General features: G+C 65.7%; 8 protein-coding genes and 2 rRNA genes. 5 read left to right on the plus strand and 5 right to left on the minus strand.

The window, feature by feature from the left end; all coding sequences use genetic code 11:
• Nucleotides 1-96: 96 nt before the first annotated feature.
• Both ACYQ5L_RS36685 and ACYQ5L_RS36690 read left to right on the plus strand, forming a co-directional pair.
• Complete coding sequence (locus ACYQ5L_RS36685) at nt 97-474, plus strand: nuclear transport factor 2 family protein (RefSeq protein ID WP_459962814.1); 378 nt, start codon at nt 97-99, stop codon at nt 472-474.
• Nucleotides 475-505: 31 nt separating this feature from the next.
• Nucleotides 506-988, plus strand: a complete 483-nt coding sequence (locus ACYQ5L_RS36690) for an SLOG cluster 4 domain-containing protein (RefSeq protein WP_459962815.1) — start codon at nt 506-508, stop codon at nt 986-988.
• On the opposite strand, the gene ACYQ5L_RS36695 is transcribed toward ACYQ5L_RS36690, so the two are convergent.
• A complete protein-coding gene (locus ACYQ5L_RS36695) occupies nt 977-1,615 on the minus strand; it encodes an HAD family hydrolase (protein ID WP_459962816.1) in 639 nt (212 codons plus the stop codon). The two genes, ACYQ5L_RS36690 and ACYQ5L_RS36695, sit on opposite strands and share 12 nt — an antisense overlap.
• Before the next feature lie 116 nt (nt 1,616-1,731).
• Here ACYQ5L_RS36695 and ACYQ5L_RS36700 point away from each other — a divergent pair, with 116 nt between their 5' ends.
• Nucleotides 1,732-2,559 (plus strand): GNAT family N-acetyltransferase, encoded by an 828-nt coding sequence (locus ACYQ5L_RS36700; protein WP_459963650.1) that lies wholly within the window; start codon nt 1,732-1,734, stop codon nt 2,557-2,559.
• A 136-nt stretch (nt 2,560-2,695) separates the two neighbouring features.
• On the opposite strand, the gene fusA is transcribed toward ACYQ5L_RS36700, so the two are convergent.
• On the minus strand, nt 2,696-4,726 hold the full coding sequence (gene fusA / locus ACYQ5L_RS36705) for an elongation factor G (RefSeq protein WP_459962817.1): 2,031 nt from the start codon (nt 4,724-4,726) through the stop codon (nt 2,696-2,698).
• A gap of 433 nt (nt 4,727-5,159) precedes the next feature.
• Between fusA and ACYQ5L_RS36710 the strand changes: the two genes are divergently transcribed.
• Nucleotides 5,160-5,561, plus strand: coding sequence for a hypothetical protein (locus ACYQ5L_RS36710; protein ID WP_459962819.1), 402 nt, complete (start codon nt 5,160-5,162; stop codon nt 5,559-5,561).
• A 10-nt stretch (nt 5,562-5,571) separates the two neighbouring features.
• Here ACYQ5L_RS36710 and ACYQ5L_RS36715 read toward each other — a convergent pair whose 3' ends face one another.
• Nucleotides 5,572-7,017 carry an MFS transporter gene (locus ACYQ5L_RS36715; protein WP_459962820.1) on the minus strand — a complete coding sequence of 482 codons (1,446 nt, stop codon included), beginning with the start codon at nt 7,015-7,017 and terminating at the stop codon, nt 5,572-5,574.
• 139 nt (nt 7,018-7,156) lie between these two features.
• Here ACYQ5L_RS36715 and ACYQ5L_RS36720 point away from each other — a divergent pair, with 139 nt between their 5' ends.
• The gene (locus ACYQ5L_RS36720) at nt 7,157-8,104 is read left to right on the plus strand and encodes a sigma-70 family RNA polymerase sigma factor (RefSeq protein ID WP_459962821.1); all 948 of its coding nucleotides are present in this window, start codon (nt 7,157-7,159) and stop codon (nt 8,102-8,104) included.
• 47 nt (nt 8,105-8,151) lie between these two features.
• Here the strand turns inward: ACYQ5L_RS36720 and rrf are convergent.
• Both rrf and ACYQ5L_RS36730 read right to left on the minus strand, forming a co-directional pair.
• Nucleotides 8,152-8,268: ribosomal RNA gene (gene rrf, locus ACYQ5L_RS36725) — 5S ribosomal RNA — on the minus strand.
• A gap of 91 nt (nt 8,269-8,359) precedes the next feature.
• Nucleotides 8,360-11,471, minus strand: a 23S ribosomal RNA gene (locus ACYQ5L_RS36730).
• Nucleotides 11,472-11,640 lie beyond the last annotated feature (169 nt).

Raw genomic sequence — 11,640 nt, forward strand, 5'->3', positions numbered from 1 at the left:
ACACCTGCCACCGACAACGGCGCGGCGTGCACCGGTCCGTTTCCGCCCGCGCCGGTGTCTATCCCTGTGTTCCCCATTCCCAACGGAGGTATCGACATGACCGTGCACACCACCCCCGCCACCCGGGTCGCCCTCGCCTACTTCGACGCCTGGACCGGCCACGATGTGGACAAGGCCATGACCTACATCGCCCCGGACATCGTCTGCGACGCCCCCTACGGCCGCATGGAGGGCGCGGACGCCTACCGCGCCTTCATCGCCCCCTACGCGGAGATCCTGCGCAGCGCCCACATCCTGGCCGTCTTCGGCGACGAACGCACCGCGCTCGTCATGTACGACACCGCCACGGACACGGTGCCGAGCGCGCCCGGCGCCGAACTCGTGACGGTCGAGAACGGGCTCATCGCCAAGAGTCGCTTCATCTTCGACCGCCTGCCCTTCCAGGAGGCGCGGGCGGCGCGCGCCGCCGGGTGATAGTCCGCGACCGGGCGTAGCCTGAATGGCCATGCCGGCCATTCAGGTAGCGGTCTGTGGGCCGCGCGACTGCACTCAGCTCGAGACCGCGCACGCCGCCGAGGTCGGGCGACTACTCGCCGAGGCCGGGGCCACCGTGCTGTGCGGCGGCGGCACCGGGGTGATGGCGGCCGTCGCCGAAGGCGCTTCCCGCGCAGGCGGTCTCGTCATCGGCGTGCGGCCCGACAGCGACCGCGCCGGGGCCTGCGCGGGATTGTCCGCGGTGCTCTACACGAATATGGGCGAGGCCCGCAATGCCATCCTGGTGGCCTCCGCCGACGCCGTCATCGTCATCGGCGGCTCCTGGGGCACGCTGTCCGAACTCGCGCTCGCCAATCATCGCCGCCGGATACCCATTGTGTCCCTGCGGGGTTGGCGGATACTCGACGCCGAGGGCCGCCCGGTTCCCGCGGCCCTCGCCGCCAAGGATCCGCTCGAAGCCGTGACGCTGGCGCTGGATCCGCTACCCCTCTAGGTGCCGCGCGAACCAGGCCGGGAATTCGGTGAGATCGGCGAGCACCACATCCGCGCCCTCGGCCGACAATTCCTCCGCCGCATAGGGACCGGTCGTCACCGCCACCGAGAACGCGCCCGCCGCCTGCGCGCCGCGGACGTCGCCGAGATGGTCGCCGACGAAAATGGACGCCCCGTGCTCGCGCAGCACCGCGCCCTTCTCCTCCGCCCACACCCCGCCGACCAGATCGTCCACGTCCAGGCCGAGATGATCGACGTGCAGCCGGGCCTGCGGGCCGTTCTTGGCGGTGATCACCAGCACCCGGCCACCGGCCTTGTGCACGGCCGCGATGGCGTCGACCACGCCCGGCAGCAGACCGGACGGGTGTATCGCGAGGTCGGGGTACAGCTCGCGATAGCGCGCCACCACCCCGGGCACCTGGTCCTGCGGAAACCACTCCGCGGCCTCGTGCGCCAGCGGCGGGCCCAGGCGCGACACCACCAGTGCGGAGTCGATCGGCACGCCGGTCTCGGCGGCGACCGCATCCCACACCGCGGCAATGCCCGGGCGGGAATCGATGAGCGTCATATCCAGGTCGAACCCGACAACGGGTCCGTTCGCGCCGTCCACCGGTTGATCATGAGCCACCCACCGACCATACGTTCGGCGCACCGGTCGCCGCGACGCGCCTCCCGCCGCATATTCGCTGGCTGCGGGCCATCGCCCGGCATACCCTCGGATAAATGAGCGACGCCCGCCGATCCCTGTTCTGCAGCACCGAACTCGCCGCCCGCCTCGAAGGCGTCGAAACCGAATTGATCATCGCCGGTAGCGCCGCCGCCGCGGCCCGGCGGCCGGGCGCAGGCGGGTTCACCATCCCGATCGCGGGCGGTGTCGCGGCCTTCGCGGAGGAAGGGTCGCCCCTGGACAAGGTGGCCGGGCTCGGTTTCGCGGGCGTTCCCGAACCGGCCGAACTCGACGCCATCGAGGCGCGTTACGCCGAGCGCAAGACCCCCGTCCAGGTCGAGCTGGCCCACCTCGCTGATCCGGCCCTCGCCGAACTCTTCACCGGTCGCGGCTATCGGCTCGTCAACTTCGAGAACGTCCTCGGCCGCGCCCTGGACGACGATCCGGAGGCCGTCCGCCCCGCGGGCATCGAGATCCGCCCCAGCGCCGACAGCGAATTCGACCTCTGGATCGATATCGCCGCCGAGGGCTTCGCCAATCCGGACACCCAGGGCGTGGCCTCGCACGAGGAATTCCCCCGCGACATCCTCGCCAATGCCATGCGCGACATCACCGCGGCCGCCGGCGTCCAGCGCTTCCTCGCCCGCCGCGACGGCGAGACGGCCGGTTGCGCCAGCATGCGCATCTCCCGGGGCGTAGCCCAGCTCACCGGCGCCACCACCCGCCCCGCCCACCGCCGCCACGGCATCCAATCCGCCCTGCTCGCAAGCCGTCTCGGCCTTGCGAAGGCGGCGGGCTGCGATATCGCGGTCATCACCACCCAGCCCGGTTCCAAATCCCAGCAGAACGCCCAGCGCAGCGGCTTCGACCTGCTCTACACCCGCGCCATCCTCGTCAAGGACTGAATCGCCGCATCCCGCGGTGAAGCCGGTGGCGAAGCCGATCGAAGGATCGACCCGCCACCGGCGTTCGGCCGGCCGAGTGCTCACCCAGCTGACCGAGTACTCACGTGTCGACGAGTACTCACGTGCCGACGAGGGCTCACCGTGCAGGTGCGAGGGCATAGCCCTGCGGCCTCGTGGTGAAGGTGCCGCGGCCTTGGGTGCGGCTGCGCAAACGTGTTGCGTAGCCGAACAATTCGGCGAGCGGCACCGCGGCCGTCACCACCACGGACCCGGTGCGGGTGACCGAACCGGTGACGCGTCCGCGCCGGGCGGCGAGATCACCCAGTACCGCACCGGCGAACTCTTCCGGCGCGGTGACCGTCAGCTCCGCGATCGGCTCCAGCAGTCCGATCACACTGGCGCGCAGCGCTTCTCGGACACCGAAGCGGGCCGCGGCCCGGAACGCCAACTCCGAGGAGTCCTTCGAGTGCGTGGCCCCGTCGGTCAGCGTGATCCGCACACCAGTCACCGGATAGCCGTCGAGCGGACCCGCCGCCAGGGCATCCCGGCAGCCGGCCTCGACCGCCCGCACGAACTCGGCGGGTACGCGGCCGCCGACCACGGTGGAGCGGAACTCCATCCCCGTGGTCCCCGGCTCGCCCAGCGGTTCCACATCGAACACGATGTGCGCCCACTGCCCCGCACCGCCGTCCTGCTTGACATGCCGGTACACCATCCCGGACACGCCCCGCAGCACGGTCTCCCGGTACGCGACCTGCGGCCGGCCCACGCTCACCGCGATCCCGCGATCCCGGCGGATCTTCTCCACCGCGACCTCCAGATGCAGCTCACCCAGCCCGGACAGCAGCGTCTGCCCGGTCTCGGGATCGGTGCGCACCACCAGCGAAGAATCCTCCTCGGCCAGGCGAGCCAATGCCGCGGCCAGCCGTTCGGCCTCGGCATTGTCGCGAGCCTCCACCGCGACCGACACCACCGGTTCCGCCACCGTGGGCGGTTCCAGCAGCACCGGCGCCCCGGCCGCGCACAGGGTCGCACCCACGCGCGCCGCCTTCGGGCCGACCAGCGCGACAATGTCACCGGCCACGGCCGATTCCACCTCCTCGTGCCGGTCGGCCTGCACCCGCAGAATCCGCGACACCCGTTCGCGCCGACGGGTTCCCGCATCCAGCACGGTGTCACCCTTGCGCAGCGCGCCGGAGTACAGGCGCACGAAGGTGAGCCTGCCGGTATTCGTGACATGCACCTTGAACACCAGCGCCGCAAGCGATTCCGCGGGATCGACGGCGAGCTCGACAGCACCGCCGCGCACCGGCGGCCGGTCCAGCGGCGACGGCAGATACGCCACCACCGCGTCCAGCACCGGCTCGACCCCGATATCCCGATAGGCCGCACCGCACAGCACCGGCACGATCTCACCCCGCAGGGTCAGCTCGCGCAGCGCCGCGCCCAGTACGGCGTCCGATAGCGCCGAGGCCGTGACGAACTCCTCCAGCGCGGCCGAATGCCGTTCCGCCACTGCCTCTTCCAGCTCCTTCCTGGCGAGTCGAGCAGCTCCGGCGAGATCAGCCGGGATCGGTACCACCGCCGGCGTCCCGGCTTCCCAGACCAGAGCGCGCATCCGCACCAGATCCACCACGCCGGTGAATCCGCCCTCGGCGCCGATCGGCAGCTGCACCGGCACCGCCGCCGCATGCAACCGCTCCCGGATGGAGGCCACCGCACCACCGAAATCGGCTCCGGCACGGTCCATCTTGTTCACGAACGCAATCCGCGGAACGCCGTACCCATCGGCCCGCCGCCACACGGATTCACTCTGCGGCTCGACCCCCGCCACCGCATCGAACACGGCAACGGCCCCATCGAGCACCCGCAGCGACCGCTCCACCTCATCGGAGAAGTCCACATGCCCCGGGGTATCGATCACCGTGAGCCGGTGCGCATCCCATTCACACGCGACAGCCGCCGCGAAGATCGTGATGCCCCGTTCCCGCTCCTGCGCATCGAAATCGGTCACGGTGGTCCCGTCGTGCACCTCCCCGTGCTTGTGAATAACCCCGGCCAGGTACAGCATTCGCTCGGTGACGGTGGTCTTCCCCGCATCCACGTGCGCGAGGATTCCGAGATTGCGAACAGCAGCCAGATTCTCACGAGAAACATTGGTACGCACAGTCTTCAGCCCTTCGTGCTGATCCAGAACAGAACAGCGCGATTCCCCGGACGACGCCGCACGAGCGGCGCCCACCCACTCAGGGGTCAGGAATAACGAATCGCCCGGGTACTCAGTACCGGCCGCGCAGCCGGCACCGAACCGGCGAAGACACCAGGATCACCTCGAACCGCGAACGGGCGGCCACGATGGCGGAACGATCACGCATCACCGGCTCCCTCCTTGTTCGAGTCACAGATCGCGAGCCCCGGTGGTCGGAGCCCGCGATCGCAACCGTAACAGCGGGATCCGGCAGTCGCACCGCATTTTCCGTCGGCCCCCGATGTCAGCGGTGGTGTCAGCACGGTGGCAGCGGGCTGTCAGCGCCGCAGGCGAATCTTCTTTCCGTCACCAAGACAGACACCAAGACAGACCAGATTCGAAGGAGCCCATCATGACCACCATCGCCCTCACCGACCAGCACAAGGCCACCCTCCGCACCGCCGCCTACGGCGCCGTCTCCCTGATCTCCGCCACCGGAGCAGCGCACCGGGCCTCCACCGCCGGCAGCATCGCCCTCACCTCCGCGACCGGACTGGTCGGACATGTCCTCAACGCGAAGGCCAAGGACATCAAGCTCAGCGGCAAGAATGTCGCCGAACTCGCCGACCAGGTGCTCCCGGCCCTGACCGCCGCCATGAGCCTGCTGGGGCAGCAGGATCCCGCTGAGGCCGAGAACTTCCGCAATACGGTCCTGGTCGCCATCGACGCCGCCACCCAGGCGGGCAAGGGCGCGCCCAGCCCCGTCACGGCCGAGATGATCCGGAAGATCACCGCGGCCCTCGACGCCGCGTGACGGGAGCGAGCTACGGCGCCGCTCTGAACCCAGCGGGCGACGGCCCGGAAGCCACGGCGACTTCCGGGCCGTCCACGTGCTTCGAGTGCGCGGGCAGCGCCAGTGCGACGGCCGCGCCGAGCACGGACAGTGCCGCGCCGACCGCGACCGCGGGAACGAAACCGGCCACGAAATCGGCGGACGAACCGTAACTGCCGAAACCGGCGAAAACAGCTACAACCACGGCGATTCCGAAGACGCCGCCGAGTTCGCGCATCATGCTGTTGGCGCCGGCGGCCTTGCCGATGGCGCCGTGCTCGACCGCGCCGACGACTGCGCTCTGGGCGGTCGGAATAGCCATCGACACACCGATTCCCGACAGCACCAGCGGCGGCACCAGTGCGGCGTACGACATTCCGGTCTCGGCGATCAAGGCGATCCAGGCCATGCCCGCCGCCTGCAACAGCAGGCCGAGCGCCATGATCGGCCGCTCGCCGATCCGATCCGCCAGCGCCCCGGCGATCGGCGCACACACGAAGAGGGTCAGGGTCCAGGGGAGCAGGCGCAGGCCCGCGCCCAGCGGGCCGTAATCGAAGACGAGCTGCATGAACTGCGCGTAGAAGAAGACCGCGCCGAACAGGGCCGCGAAGGTCAGGAAGATCGCGGTATTGCCCGCCGCGAAGCCGCGGGAGGTGAACATGCGGATCGGGAACATCGGTGTGGGCGTGCGGGATTCCCAGAGCGCGAAGACGGCCAGCAAAGTGATGCCGCCACCGAGGGTCAGCAGGATCTCGGGGGACGACCAACCCGCGATATTGCCGCGGACCAGGCCCCAGACGATACCCAGTGCGCCGGCGGTCACCAGGAGCAGGCCCGTGGCGTCGATATCAGTGTCGGTGCCGTGGCTCTCCAGGATGCGGGTCAGCGCCAAGGGGATTGCGATCAATCCGAGGGGCACGTTGATCCAGAAGATCCACTGCCAGGACAAGCCCTCCGCGATCGCGCCGCCGACGAGGGGACCGCAGGCGACCGCCAAACCGGTTACGCCCTCCAGGATTCCGATCGCCATACCGCGGCGCTCGGCGGGGAAGGCCGCGCTGACCAGCGCCAGCGCCAGGCTCATGATGAGGGCCGCGCCAACGCCCTGGAGCACGCGCGCCGCGATCAGGAGGGCGACCGAATCCGATACCGCGCAGGCGGCCGAGCCCACGACGAAAATGCCGAGACCGGTGGCGAACATACGGCGGCGGCCGAAGCGGTCGCCGAGCACCGCGGCGGTGATCAGGAGTACCGCGAAGCTGAGGTTGTAGCCGTTGACCGTCCATTCCAGGGTGGCCAGGGAGGCATTCAGGTCCTCCCGGATGGTGCCGAGGGCGGTCGCGACGACCAGGGTGTCCAGGGCCGCCATCATGGACGCGATGGCGGCGAGGGCGAGCACCCAGCGCTGCGTCGCCCGCGAAACTGTCGGTGTACTCACGAGGTTCCTTCCGATCGGGACTTCGCAGATACCGACCGGCGGGCGGCGGAAAGTCATCGGGCGCGCACCGATGACTTCCGGGTGCGCGGGCGGTCGATACAGGAGGGGCCCCTCACGTGCCCGGCCGAAAGGACTGCGGATGATCGATACCGAAGAGTTCGCCGCGCGCACCATGCCGTACCGGCGGGAGCTGCTCGCGCACTGCTACCGCATGCTCGGATCGGTCGACGATGCCGAGGACCTGGTGCAGGAGACCATGCTGCGGGCCTGGCGCGGCTACCGCGAATTCGAGGAACGGGCGTCGATGCGCACCTGGCTGTACCGCATCGCCACCAATGCCTGCCTCAATGCGCTCGAGCACAGCAGCCGGCGGGTGCTGCCGTCGGGGCTCACCGGGCCCTCCGCGCATCCCGAGCGAATCGGCACCGACGCGGATACCGTGCCCTGGCTGCAACCCATGCCGGATGTGCTGATCGAACCCGAGACCACCGATCCCGCCGCCATCATTGCCGCCCGGCACGATATGCGGCTGGCCCTCATCGCCGTCTGGCAGCACCTGCCGCCCCGGCAGCGCGCCGTGCTCCTCCTGCGCGATGTGCTGCGCTGGAAGGCCGGTGAGGTCGCCGAGCTGCTCGGCACCACCCCCGCGGCGGTCAACAGCACCTTGCAGCGCGCGCACGCCACCCTCGCCGATCGGAAGACCGAGGAGGAGCTGATCACCGAACCCGACGACCCGGCTGTCCGCGTGGTGCTGGACCGCTGGGCGGCGGCCTTCGAATCCTTCGACACCGAGACCTTGGCGAATCTGCTGAAGACAGAGGCGGTCTGGGAGATGCCGCCGATCCGGGAATGGTTCACCGGGAGGGACATGATCATCGAGCTGATCACCACCCAATGCCCGTCCCAGGCCGGTGGTGCGCGCATGATTGCGACGACGGCCAATGGCCAGCCCGCGTTCGCGCTGTACCAGAACGGCGAAGCGCATTCGATCCAGGTGCTGACCGTGACGCCCTCGGGCATCGAAAGGGTTGTGGCATTTCATGGTTCCGCACGGTTCGAGCCGTTCGGATTGCCGAAAACCCTGTAGATACGCAGAAACCCCCTGACCGAAGTCAGGGGGTTTCGCGAATGATGTTCCGGCGGTGTCCTACTCTCCCACACCCTGTCGAGTGCAGTACCATCGGCGCAGGTGGCCTTAGCTTCCGGGTTCGGAATGGGACCGGGCGTTTCCCCACCGCTATAGCCGCCGTAACTCTATGAAACTATCCACGCGGCGCAACCGTGGTTGCAGCACATGGCGTGTGTTGTTTCAGATACCGCACAGTGGACGCGTAGCTTCTTTGTTGGTAAGTCCTCGGCCTATTAGTACCGGTCACCTGCACCCGTTACCGGGCTTCCAGTTCCGGCCTATCAACCCAATGGTCTGTTGGGGGCCTTACCCCCTCGAGGGGGTGAGAAACCTCATCTTGGAACAGGCTTCCCGCTTAGATGCTTTCAGCGGTTATCCCTTCCGAACGTGGCCAACCAGCCGTGCCCCTGGCGGGACAACTGGCACACCAGAGGTTCGTCCGTCCCGGTCCTCTCGTACTAGGGACAGCCTTCCTCAAGTTTCTGACGCGCGCGGCGGATAGAGACCGAACTGTCTCACGACGTTCTAAACCCAGCTCGCGTGCCGCTTTAATGGGCGAACAGCCCAACCCTTGGGACCTACTCCAGCCCCAGGATGCGACGAGCCGACATCGAGGTGCCAAACCATCCCGTCGATATGGACTCTTGGGGAAGATCAGCCTGTTATCCCCGGGGTACCTTTTATCCGTTGAGCGACACCGCTTCCACTTGCCGGTGCCGGATCACTAGTCCCGACTTTCGTCCCTGCTCGACCTGTCGGTCTCACAGTCAAGCTCCCTTGTGCACTTGCACTCGACACCTGATTGCCAACCAGGCTGAGGGAACCTTTGGGCGCCTCCGTTACATTTTGGGAGGCAACCGCCCCAGTTAAACTACCCACCAGGCACTGTCCCTGAACCCGATCAGGGTCCGAGGTTAGAGGTCCAATACGATCAGAGTGGTATTTCAACGACGACTCCCACCACACTGGCGTGTGGCTTTCACAGTCTCCCACCTATCCTACACAAACCGTACCGAACACCAATACCAAGCTATAGTGAAGGTCCCGGGGTCTTTTCGTCCTGCCGCGCGTAACGAGCATCTTTACTCGTAATGCAATTTCGCCGAGTCTGTGGTTGAGACAGCAGAGAAGTCGTTACGCCATTCGTGCAGGTCGGAACTTACCCGACAAGGAATTTCGCTACCTTAGGATGGTTATAGTTACCACCGCCGTTTACCGGGGCTTAAATTCTCAGCTTCGCGCCGAAGCGCTAACCGGTCCTCTTAACCTTCCGGCACCGGGCAGGCGTCAGTCCGTATACATCGTCTTACGACTTCGCACGGACCTGTGTTTTTAGTAAACAGTCGCTTCTCTCTGGTCTCTGCGACCCAACCCAGCTCCAGGAGCAAGTCCTATCACCAGATCGGGTCCCCCTTCTCCCGAAGTTACGGGGGCATTTTGCCGAGTTCCTTAACCACAGTTATCTCGATCGCCTTAGTATTCTCTACCTGACCACCTGTGTCGGTTTGGGGTACGGGCCGTGTACCAACTCACTAGAGGCTTTTCTCGGCAGCATAGGATCACTGAATTCGCCTCAATCGGCTACGCATCACGTCTCAGCCTGTATGAGTGACGGATTTGCCTATCACTCGGCCTACACGCTTACACCAGGTATTCCATCACCTGGCCCAGCTACCTTCCTGCGTCACCCCATCGCTTGACTACTACGGTCTGGGTCCTGTGCAGCCCCCTCCAGCTTCCCGAAGGAAGTCTTTTGGGTTTTGGACAGTTAGCAAAACCGGCTCGCCATTGGGCGCGGGTACACGGGTACGGGAATATCAACCCGTTGTCCATCGGCTACGCCTGTCGGCCTCGTCTTAGGTCCCGACTCACCCTGGGCGGATTAACCTGGCCCAGGAACCCTTGGTCATTCGGCGGACGAGTTTCTCACTCGTCTTTCGCTACTCATGCCTGCATTCTCACTCGCGCAGCCTCCACAGCTGGTTCACACCGCTGCTTCCCTGGCTACACGACGCTCCCCTACCCACCCAGTCGACTGGCCCGAAGGCGATCTGTATGACTGAGTGCCGCGGCTTCGGCGGTGTACTTGAGCCCCGCTACATTGTCGGCGCAGGATCACTTGACCAGTGAGCTATTACGCACTCTTTCAAGGGTGGCTGCTTCTAAGCCAACCTCCTGGTTGTCTTCGCGACCCCACATCCTTTTCCACTTAGTACACGCTTAGGGGCCTTAGCCGGCGATCTGGGCTGTTTCCCTCTCGACTACGAAGCTTATCCCCCGCAGTCTCACTGCCACGCTCTCACACACCGGCATTCGGAGTTTGGCTGACTTCGGTAAGCTTGTGGGCCCCCTAGGCCATCCAGTAGCTCTACCTCCGGCGTGAAACACGTGACGCTGCACCTAAATGCATTTCGGGGAGAACCAGCTATCACGGAGTTTGATTGGCCTTTCACCCCTACCCACAGCTCATCCCCTCAGTTTTCAACCTAAGTGGGTTCGGGCCTCCACGACGTCTTACCGTCGCTTCACCCTGGCCATGGGTAGATCACTCCGCTTCGGGTCCATAGTGTGCGACTGCGGCGCCCTATTCGGACTCGCTTTCGCTACGGCTCCCCCACACGGGTTAACCTCGCCACACACCGATGACTCGCAGGCTCATTCTTCAAAAGGCACGCCATCACCCCACGTCGAAACGAAGGCTCTGACGGATTGTAAGCGCACGGTTTCAGGTACTATTTCACTCCCCTCCCGGGGTACTTTTCACCTTTCCCTCACGGTACTAGTCCGCTATCGGTCACCAGGTAGTATTCAGGCTTATCGGGTGGTCCCGACAGATTCACAGCAGATTTCACGGGCCCGCTGCTACTCGGGTGCCTACTACGAAAGAGAACACGTTTTCGTCTACCGGACTCTCACCGTCTACGGTTGGCCGTCCCAGACCAATTCGACTAACGCGATCTTTTCTGACTTTCGCTCACTGCGGCAGCAGTGAGAAAGTAGGTCCCACAACCCCAAGAACGCAACGCCTGCCGGCTATCACACGCTCCTGGTTTAGCCTCTTCCGCTTTCGCTCGCCACTACTCACGGAATCACTGTTGTTTTCTCTTCCTGTGGGTACTGAGATGTTTCACTTCCCCACGTTCCCTCCACACGCCCTATATATTCAGGCGCGGGTAACACGACATCACTCGTGCTGGGTTTCCCCATTCGGACATCCTCGGATCTCAGCTCGGTTGACAGCTCCCCGAGGCTTATCGCAGCCTCCTACGTCCTTCATCGGCTCCTGGTGCCAAGGCATCCACCGTACGCTCTTACACACTTACTAACAAAGATGCTCGCGTCCACTGTGCAGTTCTCAAACAACACACAAGACCAACCCTTGACTCAGCACCAGCCGGAACCAATGTCCCGCGGTATGACTGAAAGCCAGTCTCGTCGTTTTTTGCCTGGAAAGAACGTCTGTTCTTTCAGGACCCAACAGTGTGTCGATATAT

The sequence above is a fragment of the Nocardia sp. IFM 10818 genome (assembly GCF_054655275.1).

What these genes read in the sequence shown, in the direction of transcription:
- ACYQ5L_RS36685 (WP_459962814.1), top strand. Translation starts at nt 97, where the DNA reads ATGACCGTGCACACCACCCCCGCCACCCGGGTCGCCCTCGCCTACTTC.
- ACYQ5L_RS36690 (WP_459962815.1), top strand. Translation starts at nt 506, where the DNA reads ATGCCGGCCATTCAGGTAGCGGTCTGTGGGCCGCGCGACTGCACTCAG.
- ACYQ5L_RS36710 (WP_459962819.1), top strand. Translation starts at nt 5,160, where the DNA reads ATGACCACCATCGCCCTCACCGACCAGCACAAGGCCACCCTCCGCACC.
- ACYQ5L_RS36720 (WP_459962821.1), top strand. Translation starts at nt 7,157, where the DNA reads ATGATCGATACCGAAGAGTTCGCCGCGCGCACCATGCCGTACCGGCGG.